At 61.3% G+C, this 20,618-nt stretch carries 22 protein-coding genes and 1 tRNA gene; 15 read left to right on the top strand and 8 right to left on the bottom strand.

The window, feature by feature from the left end:
* Positions 1 to 48: 48 nt before the first annotated feature.
* Positions 49 to 1,311, bottom strand: a complete 1,263-nt coding sequence (locus tag HB676_RS00925; RefSeq protein ID WP_213736102.1) for an MFS transporter — start codon at positions 1,309 to 1,311, stop codon at positions 49 to 51.
* Positions 1,312 to 1,587: 276 nt separating this feature from the next.
* On the opposite strand from HB676_RS00925, the gene HB676_RS00920 reads away from it, so the two are divergent.
* The 8 genes from HB676_RS00920 (at position 1,588) to ptsN (ending at position 9,001) form a co-directional block, all read left to right on the top strand.
* On the top strand, positions 1,588 to 2,214 hold the full coding sequence (locus tag HB676_RS00920) for a ribonuclease D (RefSeq protein WP_213735769.1): 627 nt from the start codon (positions 1,588 to 1,590) through the stop codon (positions 2,212 to 2,214).
* Positions 2,215 to 2,358: 144 nt separating this feature from the next.
* Positions 2,359 to 3,099 carry an LPS export ABC transporter periplasmic protein LptC gene (gene lptC, locus HB676_RS00915; protein WP_213735768.1) on the top strand — a complete coding sequence of 247 codons (741 nt, stop codon included), beginning with the start codon at positions 2,359 to 2,361 and terminating at the stop codon, positions 3,097 to 3,099.
* Positions 3,100 to 3,110: 11 nt separating this feature from the next.
* Positions 3,111 to 3,824, top strand: a complete 714-nt coding sequence (locus HB676_RS00910) for an LptA/OstA family protein (protein WP_213736101.1) — start codon at positions 3,111 to 3,113, stop codon at positions 3,822 to 3,824.
* 60 nt (positions 3,825 to 3,884) lie between these two features.
* Positions 3,885 to 4,586: an LptA/OstA family protein gene (locus tag HB676_RS00905; RefSeq protein ID WP_249780000.1), complete on the top strand. Its 702-nt coding sequence runs from the start codon at positions 3,885 to 3,887 to the stop codon at positions 4,584 to 4,586.
* A gap of 272 nt (positions 4,587 to 4,858) precedes the next feature.
* Complete coding sequence (lptB, locus tag HB676_RS00900) at positions 4,859 to 5,872, top strand: LPS export ABC transporter ATP-binding protein (RefSeq protein ID WP_213735766.1); 1,014 nt, start codon at positions 4,859 to 4,861, stop codon at positions 5,870 to 5,872.
* 119 nt (positions 5,873 to 5,991) lie between these two features.
* Positions 5,992 to 7,653 carry an RNA polymerase factor sigma-54 gene (gene rpoN, locus HB676_RS00895; protein WP_213735765.1) on the top strand — a complete coding sequence of 554 codons (1,662 nt, stop codon included), beginning with the start codon at positions 5,992 to 5,994 and terminating at the stop codon, positions 7,651 to 7,653.
* 57 nt (positions 7,654 to 7,710) lie between these two features.
* The gene (gene raiA / locus HB676_RS00890; RefSeq protein ID WP_213735764.1) at positions 7,711 to 8,319 is read left to right on the top strand and encodes a ribosome-associated translation inhibitor RaiA; all 609 of its coding nucleotides are present in this window, start codon (positions 7,711 to 7,713) and stop codon (positions 8,317 to 8,319) included.
* A gap of 220 nt (positions 8,320 to 8,539) precedes the next feature.
* Positions 8,540 to 9,001, top strand: a complete 462-nt coding sequence (gene ptsN / locus HB676_RS00885) for a PTS IIA-like nitrogen regulatory protein PtsN (RefSeq protein ID WP_213735763.1) — start codon at positions 8,540 to 8,542, stop codon at positions 8,999 to 9,001.
* 93 nt (positions 9,002 to 9,094) lie between these two features.
* Here the strand turns inward: ptsN and HB676_RS00880 are convergent, their stop codons facing one another.
* Positions 9,095 to 9,904: a LysR family transcriptional regulator gene (locus HB676_RS00880; protein ID WP_275944907.1), complete on the bottom strand. Its 810-nt coding sequence runs from the start codon at positions 9,902 to 9,904 to the stop codon at positions 9,095 to 9,097.
* A gap of 193 nt (positions 9,905 to 10,097) precedes the next feature.
* On the opposite strand from HB676_RS00880, the gene HB676_RS00875 reads away from it, so the two are divergent.
* Positions 10,098 to 11,045, top strand: coding sequence for an AEC family transporter (locus HB676_RS00875; protein WP_213736100.1), 948 nt, complete (start codon positions 10,098 to 10,100; stop codon positions 11,043 to 11,045).
* Between the two features lie 161 nt (positions 11,046 to 11,206).
* Here HB676_RS00875 and HB676_RS00870 read toward each other — a convergent pair whose 3' ends face one another.
* The 6 genes from HB676_RS00870 to HB676_RS00845 all read right to left on the bottom strand — a co-directional run bounded on the left by HB676_RS00870 (position 11,207) and on the right by HB676_RS00845 (position 14,335).
* On the bottom strand, positions 11,207 to 11,473 hold the full coding sequence (locus HB676_RS00870; RefSeq protein ID WP_213735761.1) for a DUF1150 domain-containing protein: 267 nt from the start codon (positions 11,471 to 11,473) through the stop codon (positions 11,207 to 11,209).
* Positions 11,474 to 11,523: 50 nt separating this feature from the next.
* Positions 11,524 to 11,949 carry an Hsp20 family protein gene (locus tag HB676_RS00865; RefSeq protein WP_213735760.1) on the bottom strand — a complete coding sequence of 142 codons (426 nt, stop codon included), beginning with the start codon at positions 11,947 to 11,949 and terminating at the stop codon, positions 11,524 to 11,526.
* Between the two features lie 165 nt (positions 11,950 to 12,114).
* Positions 12,115 to 13,320, bottom strand: coding sequence for a CaiB/BaiF CoA-transferase family protein (locus HB676_RS00860; protein WP_249779999.1), 1,206 nt, complete (start codon positions 13,318 to 13,320; stop codon positions 12,115 to 12,117).
* A 64-nt stretch (positions 13,321 to 13,384) separates the two neighbouring features.
* Complete coding sequence (locus HB676_RS00855) at positions 13,385 to 13,621, bottom strand: GIY-YIG nuclease family protein (protein WP_213735759.1); 237 nt, start codon at positions 13,619 to 13,621, stop codon at positions 13,385 to 13,387.
* A 149-nt stretch (positions 13,622 to 13,770) separates the two neighbouring features.
* Positions 13,771 to 13,846, bottom strand: a tRNA-Ala gene (locus HB676_RS00850).
* Between the two features lie 63 nt (positions 13,847 to 13,909).
* Positions 13,910 to 14,335, bottom strand: a complete 426-nt coding sequence (locus HB676_RS00845) for a TIGR02300 family protein (RefSeq protein ID WP_213735758.1) — start codon at positions 14,333 to 14,335, stop codon at positions 13,910 to 13,912.
* A gap of 146 nt (positions 14,336 to 14,481) precedes the next feature.
* On the opposite strand from HB676_RS00845, the gene aroA reads away from it, so the two are divergent.
* From aroA to HB676_RS00815, 6 genes are all read left to right on the top strand, one after another.
* Entirely contained in the window at positions 14,482 to 15,831 is a 1,350-nt protein-coding gene (gene aroA, locus HB676_RS00840; RefSeq protein WP_213735757.1) for a 3-phosphoshikimate 1-carboxyvinyltransferase, read from the top strand.
* Positions 15,828 to 16,466, top strand: coding sequence for a (d)CMP kinase (gene cmk, locus HB676_RS00835; protein WP_213735756.1), 639 nt, complete (start codon positions 15,828 to 15,830; stop codon positions 16,464 to 16,466). The genes aroA and cmk overlap by 4 nt, the downstream gene beginning before the upstream one ends.
* A 249-nt stretch (positions 16,467 to 16,715) precedes the next feature.
* Entirely contained in the window at positions 16,716 to 18,422 is a 1,707-nt protein-coding gene (gene rpsA / locus HB676_RS00830) for a 30S ribosomal protein S1 (protein WP_213735755.1), read from the top strand.
* A 204-nt stretch (positions 18,423 to 18,626) separates the two neighbouring features.
* The gene (gene sppA / locus HB676_RS00825) at positions 18,627 to 19,607 is read left to right on the top strand and encodes a signal peptide peptidase SppA (protein WP_213735754.1); all 981 of its coding nucleotides are present in this window, start codon (positions 18,627 to 18,629) and stop codon (positions 19,605 to 19,607) included.
* 170 nt (positions 19,608 to 19,777) lie between these two features.
* Positions 19,778 to 20,083, top strand: coding sequence for an integration host factor subunit beta (locus HB676_RS00820; RefSeq protein ID WP_213735753.1), 306 nt, complete (start codon positions 19,778 to 19,780; stop codon positions 20,081 to 20,083).
* 68 nt (positions 20,084 to 20,151) lie between these two features.
* Positions 20,152 to 20,550 carry a lipopolysaccharide assembly protein LapA domain-containing protein gene (locus HB676_RS00815; protein ID WP_213735752.1) on the top strand — a complete coding sequence of 133 codons (399 nt, stop codon included), beginning with the start codon at positions 20,152 to 20,154 and terminating at the stop codon, positions 20,548 to 20,550.
* Positions 20,551 to 20,618 lie beyond the last annotated feature (68 nt).

Genomic DNA, 20,618 nt, shown 5'->3' with positions numbered 1-20,618 from the left:
CCGCGGCGATATGAGATCCCTGGCCCTCGGCCAAACCGAACTCCCGCCTCAAACCACCTGCTTGCCGGTCTGATTCGTGACCGATTTCTGGATGAAATACATCGCGACCAACGACAGCAGCGATGTCGCCACGACGATGTATCCGAGCCGGTCGAAATGCCGGAGCGTGCCATCGGCATTTTGCGCGATGATTGCGGCAGCCAGAACCGATCCAAGCCCGCCGGAGAGTTGTTGCAGCGACGCGCTGACCGCGCTGAAGGAGCCGCGCTGGCTGGGGTCGGGGATCGCCGAAATCAGCGCTTGCGACGGGATCATGCGCGAAAAGATGCCGACGAACATCAACACGTTGACGACGATCACGGTCGTCAAGCTCACCTGGCCAAGGTGCGTATAGATCAACACCATGACCACCGACACCGCGCTGCCGAACACAAACACCGGAAATTTGCCGAATGTGTCGCTCGCCCTGCCGACCAGCGGGCCGGTGAAGATGCTGAATAATCCGGAAACCAGATAGATGGTCGGAAGATGCAGGATATCGATGCCGAGATTGTGCACGGTAAAGGCGCTGCCGAACGGCATCAGCATGAAGCCGCCGGTCGCGAGCAATGTCGTCACCCCGAAGGCCAGCGTATAGCGCGGCTGGCTGAGGGTCGCGATCAAATGCCGGAAGGCATTGTTGTCCTGCTTCAATAAAAGATGTGCGTTCACCGGCCGCATTACCAGCGCGATGGCGGCGATGGTAACGATCGCCAGGATCACCAGCGCGCCGAACGCGACATGCCAGTTCCAGTGATTGGAGAGAAAAAGCCCGGCCGGAATACCCAGTACCTGGCTGGCCGCAAATGCGGTCTGCACGTAACCCATCACGCGGCCGCGCAGGTTTAATGCAAAAAGGTCGGTGACGATGGCCAGAACGACCGAGCCGATCACGCCGCCGAACAATCCGGTAACAATTCTGCCGATCAGCAGCAGATGATAGTTCGGCGCCAGCGCGCAGAGCGCGGTTCCCGCGGTGAAGCCGAGATAGAAAAACAGCAACAGCCGTTTGCGATCGAACCGGTCGGCAAAGCCGGCCGCCAGGATGCCCGAAATCCCCGCGCTGAAGGCGTAGGCTGAGACCGCTACGCCGAATTGCGCGGCCGAAATATCCAGCGCCGGCATGATGATCGCGCCGAGTGGCGACATGATCATGAAGTCGAGAATGATGGTGAACTGGACCAGCGCCAGCAAGGCAACGAGGACTGACTGGTAACGGGAGAAGCCGGGTTGCTGATCGACGATCGGCGCGGCCACGGTCTGTTCAGTCAAGCTTTGTTCGGTCATGTCACTCATTCAAGGCGGTGCGCGGGCAGATATGGGGTCGGCACGGCGTGATTGCACGGCGGGCGTGGATCGGATTTTCAGGCCGAGGGCCCCGGAGCGAAAAGCGGGCGAGACGTTGCCGGGTCCCTAATTTTATTTCGTCAGCACGATTTGTCCTGATTTTATTGGCATATTATGGCTGGGGCAGCTTCCCTGCCGCTCGCCTCTTTCGAATTTGGGCGGTAGTTTGGCCGTATCGATTCGACGAGGTTCCAAAACACCATGACTGTACGCCTGCATCGCGGCGATCTGCCTGATCTTGCCCGCTACACCGATTCAGTGGCGATCGATACCGAGACCATGGGGCTGCACCCGCATCGCGACCGGCTCTGCGTGGTGCAATTGTCGAACGGCGATGGCAGCGCCGATGTCGTACAGATTCCGAAAGACCACGGCAAGAATCCGGCCGACGCGCCGAACTTGAAAGCGCTGCTCGCCAATCCGAAAATCACCAAGATTTTTCATTTCGCGCGGTTCGACCTCGCCGCGCTCTACAACGCCTTCGGCGTGATGCCGCAGCCGGTGTACTGCACCAAGATCGCGTCCCGGCTGACCCGCACCTATACCGATCGCCATGGGCTCAAGGATCTGGTGCGCGAGGTGCTCAACATCGATCTGTCGAAGCAGCAGCAATCGAGCGACTGGGGCTCGCAAAATCTGAGCGACGCGCAACTGGCGTACGCGGCTTCAGATGTGCTGCATCTGCATGGCTTGCGCGAGCGCCTCGATGCGATGCTGGCGCGTGAGGGCCGTACTGAGTTGGCGCAGGCCTGTTTCGAATTTTTGCCGACCCGGGCCAGGCTCGATCTGCAGGGCTGGGACACCGAGGATATTTTCGCGCATTCGTGAGCCAATGGCCCATTTCAACGGCCTTTCAGGGCTATTGTCGGCGGTTCGCGCCCCGTTTCGGACACACTCGTACCCCGAGGTCCCGGCTGCTTAATCCGGCGATCCCGGGTAGAATGATCAGGTCTTGTTGCGCCTGGAGCGGTGGTGAGTTCGGTTCAGAATCCTGCCTATCAAGCCGGAATGGAGGCGCGCTTTGCGATCGCGGCGCGCCACAGCCGAATCGTGCGGGCGCTGCGCGTGGCGGTCCCGGCGGCGGTGATCCTGTCGATGGCGGCGATCGTCCTGGTGTCGGTGTTCAATCCGTTCCGGATGCTGATGCCCAAGCTGCCGATCGATATGGAAAACCTCGTCGTCTCCGGTACCAAGATCACGATGGAATCACCACATATGTCGGGCTACACGCCGGACCGGCGGCCCTACGAGGTCTGGGCCAAGACCGCGACCCAGGATGTCACCGACCCGGATCACGTCGAGCTCAAGACGTTGCGGGCCAAGGTGCTGATGGAGGATCAGTCGACCGTGACCCTGGATGCGCTGACCGGTGTGATGGATACCAAGCAGCAATTGCTCGATTTGCATAAGGACATCTACTTGCAGACCTCTACGGGGTATGAAGCGTGGCTCAGTCAGGCCTTTGTCGACATGGCCAAGAATACCGTGACCTCGGACGAGCATGTCGATGTGAAATGGGCAGACGGAACCATATCCTCCGACAAGCTCAAGATAACCAACGGTGGCGAGACGGTGAGATTTGAAGGCAATGTTGTGATGAAAATCGACAAGCTGCCGCCTCCCGCCGCCGAGCCGGAGCCGGTGCCGCCGCCTGCGCCCGTCCGTCCCGCCAAGACGCGGTCGCTATCCAACAAGTCTGCCAACTCGAAATGATACGCATGAAGATGGTTTCGTCGCGCAGTACCCTGATTCGGCGGATCGCAGTTAGCGCCGGCGCTGCTGCGCTCGCGATGGTCACCGGCGATGCCACGGCGCAGAGCACGATGACCGGCGTGCCCAATGCGATGCAGGGCTTTTCGCAAAATCGCGATCAGCCGATCCAGATCGAGGCCGCGACGCTGGAGATGCGCGACAAGAAAAAGGAAGCGACCTTCTCCGGCAATGTGAAGGTAATTCAGGGCGACACCACCATGACGTCGAAGACGCTGGTGGTGTTCTACGATTCCAATTCGGGTGCCGCGGCGCCGGCAACTCCGGCAGCCAATGCGAAGGCGGGAACCAAAGCCGCGCCGGCCCCGTCCGCGCCGATGCAATCCGCGACTCCCGGTCCCGGCGGTGCCTCGTCGATCAAGCGGCTGGAGGCGCGCGGCAATGTGGTCGTGACCCAGAAGGACCAGGTCGTGACCGGCGAAACCGCCGTGTTCGATACCAAGACCAATCTGGTCACCATGCTCGGGGGCGTGGTGCTGACCCAGAACAAGAATGTACTGCGCGGCGATCGCCTGATGGTCGACATGACCACCGGCGTGTCGCGGGTGGAATCCGATTCCGGGCGCGTGCAGGGCCTGTTCCAGTCGTCCGGCCAGAACGGCTCGCTCCTGCCGGGCGTGCCGCCAAGCAGCCCGGCGGGGCCCGGGAACGGAAGTAAACCCAAATAATATTGATTGTCCGCTGCGTCTTGGGTTTGCAGCAGCTGTCAGCGCGAAATGATTTTCATCATGATGCTTTTCCGGCGCATCCACAGGGTTGGACTGATGGCGCGCTGTGCATCCGCTGCCATAGTCGCGCTCGTCACGATCGCAGGTGAAGCTGCCGCCCAGAACGCGGCGACAGGCGTGCCGAACGCGATGCAGGGCTTTTCGCAAAACCGCGATCAGCCGATCCAGATCGATGCCGCCGCGCTGGAGATGCGCGACAAAAAGAAAGAAGCGACCTTCTCCGGCAATGTGAAGGTGGTTCAGGGCGACACCACCATGACGTCGAAGACGCTGGTGGTGTTTTACGATTCCAACTCGGTTCCCGCGGCGCCGTCGGCCAATGCGAAGGCCGGGGCAAAAGTGGTGCCGGCCGCGCCGATGCAGGCCGCGACTCCAGGTCCCGGCGGCGCTTCGTCGATCAAGCGCCTGGAGGCCCGGGGCAATGTGGTCGTGACTCAGAAGGATCAGGTCGTGACTGGCGAAACCGCCGTGTTCGACACCAAAACCAACCTGATTACCATGCTGGGTGGGGTCGTCCTGACCCAATGTAAAAACGTGGTGCGCGGGGATCGCCTGATGGTGGACATGACCACCGGCATGTCGCGGGTCGAATCCGATAAAGGAACGGTGCAAGCGCTAATTATCCAGTCTGGAAAAGACTGCGGGCCGGTCTTGCCGGGATCGCCATTGCCCGCGGTCGGATCTTCGAATAAACCAAAATAAATCAGAGGCTTGCAAAATAGTCGCTATCGACAAGCTTGCTGCCCCAAGCCGGAACCTCTATCTACCCATCCGCGCTTTGAACGATCGGCCGCGGCCTGTGGCCGTTCGCCAAACCGCTGACACTTTGGCAGGTCATGCCCTGACCGCGCGATACGTCCTTCCGATCAAGGGTGTTTCGCTGGGCAAGGGACATCCATTCCTTCATGTTGCGCGTGCGATCGAATCGCCGCGTCAGGTCGCGGGATCACCGTGAGAGGCTGAACGAAGCGGGAATGGTGGATTTACTCGGCATGTTTCGTCGACGCCCGGCCAAACGCGTTGCGCCCGGGTTCGCGCGCTCGCGCGAGGATATCACCGTGCTTGGCGACAGCATGGGCGAGATGCTGACGGCCCCGCTGCGCGATGCGCCGCCGATGGCCCGCGAAACGCCATCGCCCAATCTGGAGCCGCCCCGAGCGGAAAAGCCACGGCCCGCGCCCGTCAAGGCTCAACCAGCCAAATCTCAGCCCACCAAGGCTGCAGCCAAGACCAATGGCGTAACCGCCCCACGCGCGGCACCACGCGCCGGCTATCTGGCTGTGCATAGCGTGGAAAAGAGTTTCGGCACCCGTCAGGTCGTGCGCGGCGTCAGCATCTATGTTCGCCGCGGCGAGGCGGTCGGTTTGCTCGGTCCGAACGGCGCCGGCAAGACCACGGTTTTCTACATGATCACCGGCCTGATCAAGGCGGATCGCGGCGCCATCGAACTCGACGGCCACGACGTCACCAAGCTGCCGATGTATCAGCGCGCACGGCTCGGCATCGGTTATCTGCCGCAGGAAGCCTCGATCTTTCGCGGCCTCACGGTGGAACAGAATATTCGCGCCGTACTCGAAGTCGTCGAACCGTCGCGCAAAAAACGCGAGGCCGAACTCAATTCGCTGCTCGATGAGTTCAACATCACGCGGTTGCGTAAAACGCCGTCGATTGCGCTGTCCGGCGGTGAACGGCGCCGCGTCGAGATCGCGCGCGCGCTGGCGACACGGCCCAATTACATGCTGCTCGACGAACCCTTTGCCGGCATCGATCCGATCGCGGTGGGCGACATTCAGGATCTGGTCCGCCATCTCACCAATCGCGGCATCGGCGTGCTGATCACCGACCACAATGTGCGGGAAACGCTGGGCCTGACCGACCGCGCCTACATCGTCTATGCGGGAGAGATCTTGACGGAAGGCAGTCCGGAGGAGATCGTCAATGATCCGGACGTACGCCGGCTTTATCTGGGCGAGGAATTCCGGCTTTAAGCCCCACGGGAAAATCGCCCTCTAGTCCATTTTTACAATTCGTCAAGCCGTGTACATCGGCTTTGGACTAGTTTAAGCAAGAATCGGACCAACTTTGGGTGGGATCGGTTCTTCGCTCCATGGCGCTGACACAGAGATTAGAGTTTAGGCAATCGCAGTCACTGGTGATGACGCCGCAGTTGATGCAGGCGATCAAGCTGCTGCAACTGTCGAATCTCGACCTCTCGGCCTTTGTCGAGGAGGAACTGGAGCGAAATCCGCTACTTGAGCGCGCCAGCGACGGTTCCGAGCCTCCGGTGGCCGGCGAGCCGGTTGCAGAACGGGCCGAATTCTCGGATTCCGGCGACGGGGATAGCAGCTACGGCGACGATGGCGGCGGCGACCACACCGACTTTTCGGGCGGTTCCACCGGTGACAGCTTCGAGCCCGGCCAGGAAGAATGGATGAACCGCGACCTCGGCACCCGCGCCGAGATCGAGCAGACCCTCGATACGGGCCTCGACAACGTGTTCTCCGAGGAGCCGGCCGAGGCTGCCGCGCGCACCGCGCAGGATGCGGCGCCTACGGCCTACACCGAATGGGGCGGCGGCGCCTCCAATGATGACAGCTATAATCTGGAAGCCTTTGTGGCCGCCGAGATCACGCTCGGCAGCCATCTCGCCGAACAATTGGCGGTGGCTTTCGCCGCGCCCGCGCAGCGCATGATCGGGCAATATCTGATCGATCTCGTCGATGAAGCGGGTTATCTGCCGCCGGATCTCGGCGGGGCCGCCGAGCGGCTTGGCGCATCGCAGCAGGATGTTGAGGCAGTTCTTGCGGTGCTGCAGAAATTCGATCCACCCGGCGTCTGCGCGCGCTCGCTGAGCGAATGTCTTGCGATCCAGTTGCGCGAGCTTAACCGTTACGACCCTGCGATGCAGGCGCTGGTCGAGCATCTGGATCTCCTGGCGAAGCGCGATATTGCTGCTTTGCGAAAATTCTGCGGGGTCGATGACGACGATATCACCGACATGATCGGCGAGATTCGCCGGCTCGATCCGAAGCCGGGTTTGAAATTCGGCTCGGCGCGCATGCAGACCATGGTGCCGGACGTCTATGTGCGGCCCGGGCCGGACGGCGGCTGGCATGTCGAACTCAACAGCGACACGTTGCCGCGTGTGCTGGTCAATCAGGTCTATTACACCGAGCTGTCGAAGACGATCCGCAAGGACGGCGACAAGTCCTATTTCAGCGATTGCCTGCAGAACGCCACCTGGCTGGTGCGCGCGCTCGATCAGCGCGCCCGCACCATCCTCAAGGTCGCAACCGAGATCGTGCGCCAGCAGGACGGCTTCTTCACCCATGGTGTCGCGCATCTGCGGCCGCTTAACCTTAAAGCGGTAGCGGATGCGATCCAGATGCATGAATCGACCGTATCGCGTGTCACCGCCAATAAATATATGGCGACCAATCGCGGCAGTTTTGAATTGAAGTATTTCTTCACCGCCTCGATTGCATCGGCCGACGGCGGCGAAGCCCATTCGGCGGAGGCGGTGCGGCATCACATCAAGCAGCTGATCGATGCCGAAGACCCCGCGGTGATCCTGTCGGACGACACCATCGTGGAACGATTGCGCGAATCGGGCATTGATATCGCCCGTCGCACGGTCGCGAAGTACCGCGAAGCGATGCGAATTCCTTCGTCGGTGCAACGTCGCCGCGACAAACAGAGCATGCTCGGCAATGCGCTCTCGGCCCCCGCCGCTTCCCCTGACCGGTCCCGCGATACACAGCCTGCCTGATTGCGTCCCGGGCAAATCGGGATAGTGTCGGTTCCGCTATAAGAATCGAGGTATCAGATGACTCTGCGAATCTCGGGAAAAAGCATCAATGTCGGCGACGCCTTGCGCGGGCGTGTCAGTGAGCGCACCGATGAAGTGCTGCGCAAATATTTCGACGGCAATTATTCCGGCCACATCACACTGAGCAAGGATGGTTTCGGTTTCCGAACCGACTGCTCGCTGCATCTGGATTCCGGCATCACGCTTGAAGCGGATTCCAACGCCAGCGATGCCTATGCCAGCGCGGATCAGGCCCTGATCATGATCGAAAAGCGTCTGCGCCGCTACAAGAGCCGTCTCAAGGATCGCTCCGCCCGCAAGGCCCATGTGGCTTCCGCCGCGCTGGCGGAGATAACGGCCCCGACGCTGGACGCGCCGAGCTATGTGATCGAGGCGCTGGTCGAAAGCGACGAGGAGATCACCGACTACAGTCCGGTGATCATCGCCGAGGCGACCACGTCGCTGAAGCGGTTTTCGGTCAGCGAAGCTGTGATGGAACTGGATTTGACCGGCGCCGCCTGCATCGTGTTCCAGCACGGCTCCAGTGGCCGGGTGAACATCATTTATAGGCGGGCCGACGGCAATGTCGGCTGGGTCGATCCCCCCGTAGTTAACCGGGGGGAATAAGCCCGGATCGGCATTGACTGCCCCCGGGGCCCCTCCCTATGGTCCCGCGCCTTAACGATAGGGCTGGGAATGCCTTCGCGGGTGTTGGCACCGCGCTTGCGTTGGAGTAGAAGCCCCCCAATTAGGAACAGGGCGGAAGGCCGCTCCCGCCCCCTATCCTTGATGCCACCCGCTCGAGCCTATTTCGCAACCTGACGGTCAATTCACCTCGGAACGCCCAATGACGATTACCGACCTGGTCGCACCCGAGGCGATTCTCCCGGCGTTGAAAGTCAACAGCAAGAAGCAAGCGCTGCAGGAACTGGCGGCGCGGGCGGCGAGCCTGACCGGGCAGAACGAACGCGCGGTCTTTGAAGTTCTGCTGCAGCGGGAAAAGCTCGGAACCACCGCGGTTGGCTATGGCGTTGCCATTCCGCACGGCAAGCTTCCCAAACTGGAAAAACTGTTCGGCCTGTTTGCCCGTCTGGAGCGCCCGATCGATTTCGAGGCGATGGACGGCCAGCCGGTCGATCTGGTGTTCCTGCTGCTGGCGCCCGAAGGCGCCGGCGCCGACCACCTCAAGGCGCTGGCCCGTATCGCGCGGCTGTTGCGCGATCAGGACGTCGCCAAGAAACTGCGCGCCTCACGCGACGCCCAGGCGATCTATTCGGTGCTGGCATTGCCGCCGGCGAGCGCGGCGTAAGCGCCAGCCCATAACTCTTTCGTCAGGTATTTCCGCTGGTGTGCGAATGGATGCCGCCCGGACGTTCTGTCCGGGTATTCCATCCAAGCGTTGCTAGATCTTGGGCCTGCTCGCATTTTTGGAAAGCGCAAGAAATCCGGCGAGGCAGGGATTTTTGTTGGCCGGCGACCAATATAAAAGCTGCTCGATAACAGGCGGATCGGCGACGGTTCGAAATACGGCACCCTTGATTTGGGAACGTTGCATGGACGCCGGTACGAACGCGATCCCAAGCCCTTCAGCGACAAAATTGACGATGGTTTGTTGCAGATAAACCTCGAGCCCGATGACCGGATCGAAACCTGCCGCCCGGCAGCGCTGGATGATGCTCTCATAAAGCGACGGCACCTGATCGCGGGGCACGATCAGAAACCGCTCCTGCGAGAGGTCCTCGACTTTTATCCTTCTGGATTTTGCCAACGGGTGCCGGTCCGGCAACACCAGATGGAGTGGCTCCCGATACAGCGGACGGGCTTCGAAGCGTGAACCTTCATTGCCGGGGAAACTGATTGCGATGTCGATCACGCCGTCTTTTAAACCGCTCTCCAGGGCATTCGGCATCAGTTCGCGGACGCGCAGATCGACATTGGGAAAGGCCCGCTGATATCGGCGCGTGAGATCAGGCACCACGCTGTAGGCGGCACACATCGTAAACCCCATCGTGAGCCGGCCGGCTTCCCCGCGCCCGGTCGCTGCGGCGTTACGCTTGGCCTGTGCGACAAGTCGCAGAATCTCCGTCGCATCGGACCGGAATTGATGTCCCGCCGCGGTTAACGCGACGCCTTTTGGAGAACGCACAAAGAGTGCGGTTCCAAGTTCCTGCTCCAGGGCCGCAATCTGCCGGCTGAGCGGCGGCTGCGACATATGCAGGCGATCGGCAGCCCGGCCAAAGTTGCCGGCTTCAGCCAGTTCGCAAAAATATCGCAGTTGATTGAACGAAGGCGCCATGACGTATCATACCTTTAAGGTATTGAAATAAGCCAAAATGGCATTGGAATGGAATGGCTCGGTTCGGTAGTCAAGGGCTGTCGATCCGAGGAATTTTACCATGCTCACCATGCTGACGTCGCTTTCTGTAGTCTTTCCGGTGTTTGCGGTCATTGTCGCAGGGTTCGCTTGTGGCCGCCTGGGATTGCTTGGCCCCACCGCGAGTTCGGAGCTGAACCGCTTCGTGGTCTATCTCGGCCTGCCTGCATTGTTGTTCGAGGTGATGGCCGAGGCGAACTGGCCGGCGTTGTGGCAACCCGGATTTATGGCGTCGTTTGCGATCGGCGTCGTCGTCATATTCGGTGGCACGCTGATCTATCAGGTTGCCCGCGGTCGTCATCTGACCGATGCGTCGATCGACGGCCTGAATGCCGGCTATGCCAATGTCGGTTACATCGGATTTCCGCTCTGTGAATTGATTTTTGGCCGCCAAAGCCTGGCGCTGGTGACGATCGCAACCATCATGACCGTCAGCGTCCTGTTCGCGGTCGCGATCATCTTCGTGGAAATAGGTCTGCAGACCGAGCGCCGGGCGCATCGTCTGGTGCTGAAAATTGGTAAAGCGCTGATCCGCAACCCGCTGCTTGTTGCTCCGCTGCTCGGGGCTGTCTGGTCGACGTTCCATACGCCGGTCCCGGAAGCGGCCAGGACAGTGCTCCATCTGGTGGGCAATGCGGCCAGTCCCTGCGCATTGGTGTCACTGGGTCTGTTCCTCGCCGCCAGCCATCGCGGCGGCCGGTCAAGCCGGCCGGTGGCGATGACGCTCACGGTGCTGAAGCTCATCGTCCAGCCCGGAATCGTCGCGATATGTGCCTATGGCATATTCAAGCTGCCGCCGGTGCCGGCTGCGATCGTTGTGCTGCTCTCCGCATTGCCGACAGGGACCGGCCCGTTCATGGTCGCCGAATTCTACAAACGGGAAGCCGTTGTGACATCCGGAACGATTCTGTTCACGACGATCGCATCGGTCGTATCGTTGACAGCTTGCCTGGCGCTGGTCGGTCATATCCAGAATTAGAGTCTTGTTCGGTCTCAAAAAAATACGCGGGCCGTCCTCGATCAGATCGAGGACATGCTCGCGTATTGCGAATTCCGGTTGGCGGCGTCAGTCACGAACAGCAAAAGCTGCGTCAATAACGCCTGTACAGCGCATGTTAGTGACAGGAGCGAAGAACTCCGTCAGTGAACGCTGACGGCCTGCAGTTCGTTGCTCCAGGCATTGGCGATCGCGGCTTCCCGGCTATCGGTCAGCATGATCGGCGTGCCGTCGGCGGCATGGAGCGCGAAAAGTTTCAGGCCCGGCGCGATCTCCGGCGCTTCGGGAAACAGCCCCGGTACGTCTTCGGAGCGGATCTGCTTCACATAGGCGATATGGCCTTCGCCCAGGCTCGCCAATGCCTCGGTGGAGACACCAGCCGGTTCAAACACTATTTCAGCTTCAGTCATGGTCTCGACTCCTCTGTCAGACTAAGCGGTCGAGTCCGCTCCTCGTTCCATTATTCGTGCTCATTGATAGCGATTGTCTTAACGACCTTTTCCGGCTCAGGCCGGGCAAGGTCGACCGACAACAGCCCGTTTTTCAAATCCGCGCCCAGCACCAGCATCCCCTCTGCCAGCACGAAGGTGCGCTGGAAGTGGCGCGCGGCGATGCCGCGATGGATGTACTGCCGGGCCTTGTCGTCCTGTTGGCGGCCCCGGATCACGAGCTGGTTTTCCTCAATGGTTATATCGAGTTGGTCGCGGGTAAACCCCGCCACCGCCAGCGTGATTCGCAAGCGTTCAGGCTGGCCATTGGCGCGATCGCAGCGCTCGATATTGTAGGGAGGATAACCGTCGGCGCCTTTGACGACGCGATCGAGCGCACGCTCGATTTCGTCGAATCCCAAAAGGAACGGACTGGATAACGAAGGAACACGAGACATATTTTGCAAAGTCCTCTCGAAGCGACTTTGAAGTTTCAGGGCCCTTGCGGCACCCCATTTCGACCGGATTGCTGTTCTGCCGTCCGGTCAACAAGCAATATGGGCATGATTTGCAGGGGGTTCAAGCACCCTCGGGACCCCGCTTCAACCGCCCAAAAGCACCCTTTAACGCTTCTTTTCCGGGCCGCAGACGACGCCCTTGGCGAGCAGCGCATCGATCTCGCTGCCGGAATAGCCGAACTCCGTCAGAACTTCTTTGGCGTGCTGGCTGAATTTCGGCGGCACCCGGCGCAGGCTGGGTTTGCTGCGGTCGAGACGGATCGGGGAGGCCACCCCCTTGTACCAGTCTTTTTCGATGACATCGCCGCGATGGATTGTGTGGCTATTGGTCAGGGCCTGGTCGATCGACTGCACCGGTCCGGCCGGCAATCCGGCCGCGAGCAACCGGTCGCATAACGGGGCCGCGTCGTGCTGACTGAACACGGCGGCGAGTTCGGCGCGCAGCGCGTCGCGGTTGGCGATGCGGTCCTTGTTGCGCGCAAAACGCGGATCGGTGCCGAGTTCGGGCTTGCCGATTTCCTTGGCGAGTTTGCGGAAGGTGCCGTCATTGCCGACCCCGATGAAGATATTGTCGGTACGGGTCGGGAAGATCGCATAGGGCACGAGATTGGGATGCTCGTTGCCGGTGAGCTGCGGCGGCTTGCCGTGCATGAAATAATTCGCGGCATGCGGATGCATCACGGCTAGGCCAGTCTCGTACAGCGTGGTTTCGAGAAACTGTCCGACGCCGGATCGCTGCCGCTCCGACAGCGCCATCAAGATCCCGATCGCCGCATAGAGCCCGGTGGTGATGTCGACCACGGGAACGCCGATGCGCATCGGTCCTGATTGCGGTGAGCCGGTCGCGGCGATCATGCCGGTCATGGCCTGGATGATCGCGTCATAGCCGGGATTGCCGCCGCGCGGGCCGTCGGCGCCGAAGCCGGAAATCCGGCAATGCACGAGTCTGGGAAATTTCGCGCGCAGCACGTCGTTGCCGATGCTCCATTTGTCGAGCGTGCCCGGCTTGAAATTCTCGATCAGGACGTCGGCGCTCTCCAGCATCTTCATCAGCACGACGCGTCCGCCTTCCGAGGCGAGGTCGAGGCCGATCGAGCGTTTGTTGCGGTTGATGCCGATGAAATAGGCCGCGTCGTCCTCGTGGAACGGCGGGCCCCAATCGCGCACCTCGTCGCCGGCCGGCGGTTCGACCTTGATCACGTCGGCGCCGTGATCGGCCAGGATCTGCGTGCAATAGGGGCCGCCAAGCACCCGCGTGAGATCGATCACACGCAAGCCGGTCATCGCGCCCGGTACAGTTTCAGTCGTCATCGAAGGCTTCTTGGTTGTTTCTTGGGTAGGTTGCGGAAAGGACTGCTGTGAGCCGTTTAAAGCATCAGAGGCGTTTCTTCGCAAATGCCCGGCCGGAGCCAGACTTCAGATATTTTTCAAATGCGAAAGCCTGCTTTTCGTCGCTAAAAGCAACGTATGTCTTTAAACGCCACGGCCTGTATTTCGAAGTATGCGCTACTTCGCCCGCGTTGTGCTTTGCAAGTCTTGCCGGCACATCGTCGGTGATACCGACGTAAAAATGCTCGGAATCCTCACTTTCCAGGATGTAGACGTATTTCATCGGTTGCCGATGTCCGCCTTCACGTGGAGGTTATAGAGCGCAAAACGCGCCATGTTTTGCCGAGGCCCGTCTTCGCCCTGCGGGCTACGACGCGGCAGCCTTCGCGCGATAGGGCTTGCCGAGCCGAAGCAGGCGTAGCCTGCGAAGGCTGGTGGAGCCAGGCGGGATCGAACCGCCGACCTCTTGCATGCCATGCAAGCGCTCTCCCAGCTGAGCTATGGCCCCTTTAGAAGTCTCGCGCGCCTTGGGCGACGCGCGGGAAACCCTGAACACAGTTCAGGGCTGATCTCAAGTCTCCTCGTCGCCGCCGACGTCGCCGATGATGTCGGTGACGTCCTCGTCGCCTTCTTCCTCGTCGGCGATGAAGGTGGAATCATCATCGTCGTCGTCTTCGATGGTCTCGTCGATCTCGATATCGTCTTCCGATTCGGGAACGACAGCCTTGACCTTGCCGGTGTTCTCCTCGGCGTCGGCTTCCTCGAGCGGCACCAATTCTTCCGCCTCGGCGGGCTCCGGCGTAGCTTCGGCGGAAGCGGCCGCAGCGGCGGCACTGGCGCGCGCAGCAGCGTCGGCGCGGGTCCGGGGCGGCGGAATCGGTGCAATCGGCACGACCTCGCCAGTATAGGGAGAGATCACCGGGTTCTTGTTCAGGTCATAGAATTTTTTACCCGTCGTCGGGCAAATGCGTTTGGTTCCGAGATCGGATTTGGCCACGTGTGGAATCCTGGGGATTTTCGAAAAACGGTGCTTCACTTGGCTAGTTGAGACGCTGCTGTCAATAGCGCTTTGCGCAGGACAGACGGCTCTCGTGACGCAGCGCGCCCCATGTGATACCTGCCGCCAGCGTAGAGGACACAATCTTGACCCATTCAGACGACCCCACAGCCCAGCCGACCCCGCTCGAAGCCCGCGCCAGCGGACCTCTGACCGGGAAGGTCCGCGTTCCCGGCGACAAGTCGATTTCGCACCGCGCCCTGATTTTGGGCGCGCTGGCGGTAGGGGAAACCCGGATTTCGGGCCTATTGGAGGGCGAAGACGTGTTGAATACGGCCAAAGCCATGCACGCTTTGGGGGCCAGGGTGGAACGGACCGGGGATTTTGCCTGGTCGGTGCGCGGTGTCGGGGTCACGGGTTTTGCGCAGCCGGAGGCGCCGCTGGATTTCGGCAATTCCGGCACCGGCTGCCGGCTGGTGATGGGCGCGGTCGCGGGCTGCCCGATCACGGCCATTTTTGACGGCGACGCCTCGCTGCGCTCAAGGCCGATGCGCCGGATCCTCGATCCCCTGGAATTGATGGGTGCCAAAACAGGTGCCAGCGGGCCGGGCGGCCGGCTGCCGCTGACCCTCCACGGCGCGCGCGATCCGCTGCCGATTCTCTACCGCACCCCGGTGGCTTCGGCGCAGATCAAGTCCGCCGTGCTGCTGGCGGGTCTCGCCGCGCCCGGCGTCACCACCGTGATCGAGACCGAGGCCAGCCGCGACCACACCGAGTTGATGCTGAAACATTTCGGCGCGCAAATCGTCTCGACGCCGGAAGGCCCCCACGGTCGCCGCATCGCCCTGACCGGGCAACCCGAATTGCATGGCGCGCAGGTGGTGGTGCCGGCCGATCCGTCTTCGGCATCGTTCCCGATCGTGGCGGCGTTGATCGTCGAGGGCTCCGACGTCGTGTTCTCGGATGTCATGACCAATCCGCTGCGCACCGGGCTGTTCACGACATTGCGCGAGATGGGCGGCTCGATCGAAGAGAGTCTTGTTCGCGGCGATGCCGGCGAGCCGATGGCGCAATTCAGAGTCCGCGCCTCGCGGCTGCGCGGCGTCGAAGTGCCGCCGGAGCGCGCGCCCTCGATGATCGACGAATATCTGGTGCTGGCGGTGGCTGCGGCCTTTGCCGAAGGCACCACCATCATGCGCGGCCTGCAGGAATTGCGCGTCAAGGAATCCGACCGGCTGGAAGCGACCGCCGCGATGCTGCGCGTCAACGGCGTCAAGGTCGAGATTTCGGGCGATGATCTGATCGTCGAGGGCAAGGGCCATGTGCCGGGCGATGGTCTGGTCGCGACCCATATGGATCACCGCATCGCGATGTCGGCGCTAGTGATGGGGCTTGCCGCCGACAAGCCGGTCAAGGTCGACGATACCGCGTTTATCGCCACCAGCTTCCCGGATTTCATTCCGATGATGCGCTCGCTAGGGGCGGAGTTTTCATGATCATCGCCATCGACGGACCGGCCGCCTCCGGCAAGGGCACGCTCGGTAAGCGGCTGGCCAAGCATTACGGCTATCGTCACCTCGATACCGGCGTGATTTACCGGGCGGTCGCCAAGGCCTTGATCGACGCTGGCGCCGACCTGACGGACGAGATGCTGGCGGTTTCCGCGGCCTATGCGCTCGATCCTGAAAAATTCGGCGATCCGGCCCTGAAAACCCAGGCGGTCGGGGATGCCGCCTCGGTGGTTTCGGCCATTCCGAAGGTACGGGAAGCCTTGATGAGCTTTCAGCGGCAATTCGCCGCCGGTCCGCCGGGCGCGGTGCTCGACGGCCGCGACATTGGAACCGTGATCTGCCCCGACGCCGACGTGAAGATCTTCGTCGTGGCCGACCCTAAAGTCCGCGCCCGCCGCCGGACCCTGGAGGCCAGGGCCAGGGGGGAGGACGCCGACGAGGCCGCTGTGCTGGCCGATATCATCCGGCGCGACGAACGCGACCAAAATCGGCCGACCGCCCCTTTAAAAGCGGCGCCGGATGCTCACTTGCTCGATAACTCGCATTTGGATATAGAAGGCGGCGTCCGGGCCGCCATCGACATTGTCGAGGCCGTCCGAGCGGGCCGGCAGCGGGTTTGAATTTTTTCAAACGAAACCGCTGCCGTCATTGGAGGAAAGCCCGCTCCAGGTCTTGAACATCGATCCCGAGGCCGGTTGCCTCGTTCAGGTTCCGGATAAAAATCAACGTATCGAACGTGCAGTTTTGCTGCCGGCCCGCTTTTGCATTTTTCGCAAACAGCGGTCGTTAGGGTTTGCGGACCTCTAACACTTCACGCCCGATGCGCCCCTTAACCCGAAACGCCGGCGATACCCGCATCTGGAGAACAAATGGCTGCGACTGCTGCTACTTCCTATAATCCTTCCCGCGACGATTTTGCCGCGATGCTCGACGAGTCCTTTGCCGGTGGCAACCTGCAGGAAAGTTCCGTCATCAAGGGCATCGTTGTTGCGATCGAAAAGGACATGGCCGTCATCGACGTCGGCCTCAAGACCGAAGGCCGTGTGGCGCTGCGTGAATTCGCAGGACCCGGCCGCGAAAGCGAACTCAAGGTTGGCGACGAGGTCGAGGTGTTTCTCGACCGCATCGAAAATGCGCTCGGCGAAGCCGTGCTGTCGCGCGACAAGGCGCGCCGCGAGGAAAGCTGGGGCAAGCTCGAGAAGGCCTTCAATAATAACGAGAAGGTGCACGGCGTTATCTTCAATCAGGTCAAGGGCGGCTTCACCGTCGATCTCGACGGCGCGGTGGCCTTCCTGCCGCGCTCCCAGGTCGATATCCGCCCGATCCGCGACGTCGCGCCGCTGATGAACAATTCTCAGCCGTTCCAGATCCTCAAGATGGATCGCCGCCGCGGCAACATCGTGGTGTCGCGCCGTACCGTTCTGGAAGAGACCCGCGCCGAACAGCGCCAGGAACTGGTCCAGAACCTCGAAGAGGGTCAGGTCATCGACGGCGTCGTCAAGAACATCACCGATTACGGTGCGTTCGTTGATCTCGGCGGCATCGACGGCCTGCTGCACGTCACCGATATCGCCTGGCGCCGGGTCAACCACCCGACCGAAGTGCTCACCATCGGTCAGACCGTGAAGGTCAAGATCATCAAGATCAACCACGAGACCCACCGCATCTCGCTCGGCATGAAGCAATTGCTGGACGATCCGTGGCAGGGCATCGAGGCGAAGTATCCGCTCAACTCGCGCTTTACCGGCCGTGTCACCAACATCACCGATTACGGCGCGTTCGTCGAGCTCGAGCCGGGCATCGAAGGCCTGATCCACGTTTCAGAAATGTCGTGGACCAAGAAGAACATGCATCCCGGCAAGATCGTTTCGACCTCGCAGGAAGTCGAAGTGCAGGTGCTCGAAGTCGATTCGGTCAAGCGCCGGATTTCGCTCGGTCTCAAGCAGACCATGCGCAATCCCTGGGAAGTGTTCATCGAGAAGTTCCCGGTCGGATCGACCGTCGAAGGCGAAGTCAAGAACAAGACCGAGTTCGGTCTGTTCCTCGGCCTCGAAGGCGACGTCGACGGCATGGTCCATCTCTCCGACCTCGACTGGAAGCTTCCGGGCGAGCAGGTGATCGACAACTTCAAGAAGGGCGACATGGTCAAGGCCGTGGTGCTCGACGTCGATGTCGAGAAGGAGCGCATCTCGCTCGGCGTCAAGCAGCTCGAGGGCGATCCGTTCGCCGAGCCGGGCGACGTCAAGAAGGGCGCGGTCGTGACCTGCGAGATCCTCGAAGTGAAGGAAAGCGGTATCGAGGTGAAGATCTCCGGTACCGATTTCACCACCTTCATCAAGCGGTCCGAGCTGGCGCGTGAGCGTTCCGATCAGCGCGCCGAGCGTTTCGCCGTCGGCGAAAAGGTCGATGCGCGCGTGATCCAGTTCGACAAGAAGGCCCGCAAGGTGCAGGTCTCGATCAAGGCACTGGAAGTCGCCGAAGAGAAGGAAGCCATCGCACAATACGGCTCCTCCGATTCGGGGGCGACGCTGGGCGACATTCTCGGCACCGCGCTCAAGCAGCGCACCGACAAGTAAGCTTACTCGTCGTCACAAAAACGAGGCCCCGGTTCGCAACCGGGGCCTTTTTTGTTGTCATATTGCTTCAGCGGCCGGCCGAACGGCAAAGGGCCATGTTTTCTTCATATTGCGCCGCAATTGATGTATTTGAGGCACGATACATTAGGGTTGTGCAGAGAATACCTTGCGAACCCATCAGGACCGCTTCCGGGAGAATTTTCGATGTCGCTTGATTCAGACGTGATCGTCGATCGCCGCAGGATACGCCGCAAGCTGACATTCTGGCGCGTGGTCGCGGCCTTGATCGCGATCGCCGCGATCATCGCGGTGGGTGCGGTGGCGACGCCGGGCGGGCGCGGTTCGCTCGCGGCCTCAGGCTCGATTGCCCGCGTCAATATCGAAGGCCTGATCCGCAGCGACCAGGAACGCGTCGCCGCACTGGAGCGGCTGGAAAAATCGAAGGCCGCGGCGGTTGTCGTCCATATCAATTCACCTGGAGGCACCACGGCCGGCTCCGAACAGCTTTATGATGCGCTGGTGCGCCTGAAAGCCAAGAAGCCGCTGGTGGTGGTGGTCGAGGGACTGGCCGCTTCCGGTGGCTACATCGCCGCGATCGCGTCCGATCACATCGTCGCCCAGCAGAGTTCGCTGGTGGGTTCGATTGGCGTGCTGTTTCAATTTCCCAATTTCTCGGAATTGCTGAAGACCGTCGGCGTCAAGGTCGAAGAGGTGAAGTCTTCGCCGCTGAAGGCCGCCCCCAACGGGTTTGAGCCGACCAGTCCGGAAGCGCGCGCCGCGCTCGATGCGTTGGTGAAGGATTCTTACGCCTGGTTTCGCAATCTCGTGAAAGAGCGCCGCGGCATGGACGACGAGCTGCTCGAAAAGGTCGCGGACGGACGCGTCTTCACCGGCCATCAGGCGGTCGATCTCAAGCTGATCGATCAGCTCGGCGACGAGAAAACCGCGGTCGCGTGGCTGGTGGCGCAGAAGGGCGTCAAGAGCGATCTGCCGGTGCAGGACTACAAGCTGACGCCCCGGTTTGGCGACCTGACCTTCCTGCGGACCGCCGCCTCGATCACGCTGGACGCGCTTGGTCTGAGCGCGATTGCGCGTCAGGTCGAACAGGCCGGCGTGGTGCAGGCGGTCGATCGGCTGAACCTCGATGGCATGCTGGCGCTGTGGCATCCGGCAGGGGGCAATTGAACCATAAGTCCGGTTTCAATGCCGTCATTTCGCATGGCGGGCATTGCCACAATCCCCAATCCGGCCGTTTGTCATCTGTTTTCACGCAGGCCAAATCTCATTTAGCGTCTTGACAGTTCAACGCATTTTCACGGAAATGCATAACTGTATTTCTCCGGGTCCCCGTCTCGATGATCAAATCCGAACTCGTTCAGCGTATCGCCGAGCACAACCCGCATCTCTATCAGCGGGATGTCGAGAACATTGTGAACGCGATACTCGATGAAATCGTCGCCGCTTTGGCGCGCGGCGACCGGGTTGAACTGCGTGGTTTCGGCGCATTCTCGGTCAAGCATCGCCCGGCCCGGGCCGGCCGCAATCCACGCACCGGCGCGCATGTGCCGGTCGACCAGAAGAGCGTCCCGTTTTTCAAGACGGGCAAGGAAATGCGTGAGCGGCTGAACCGCGACGACGCGGCACCCGAAGCCGGCGCCTGAATGTCGCGGCTGTTTTGCCGCAGCTAAATCCAGGCGCCCGCCGAGCTCCATCAACGCGAGAGATGGTCATGCGAAAATTTTTGACGGGCTTGGTGCTGATTCCGCTGGGGCTGATCTTTATCGATTTCGCGGTCGCCAACCGTCATCTGGTGACGGTGTCATTTGATCCGTTTGGCTCCGGCGATACCGCCTTTGATTTGCCTCCGGTGCCTCTGTTCGCGATCATCATTGTCGCCGTGATGGTGGGTGTGGTGGCGGGCGGTTCGGCGACCTGGTTCCGGCAGCGGCGCTGGCGTCGCGCGGCGCGGCATCACGAGGCCGATGCACGCCAGGCGCGGGCGCAACTCGCTGAATTGCGTACCGGGACCATGACCCCCTCGGGTTACCAGCCGCAGCGCCTGCCGGCGCCTTCGCAGGCTGGCTCATATGGGGCCGCAGGGCGAGACAAGCAGGGCGCGACGTTGTAGAACGCGGCCCACCGCCCAGCCTTTCCGGCGGTTCCACTGTCCCAACCCATATCTGGCTATTGCCCTGA

This window comes from Bradyrhizobium sp. dw_411 (genome assembly GCF_018449695.1).
Lineage (GTDB): Bacteria > Pseudomonadota > Alphaproteobacteria > Rhizobiales > Xanthobacteraceae > Bradyrhizobium.
The sequence above is the reverse complement of the archived record's forward strand: the minus strand, read 5'-3'. Positions and strand labels throughout refer to the sequence as shown.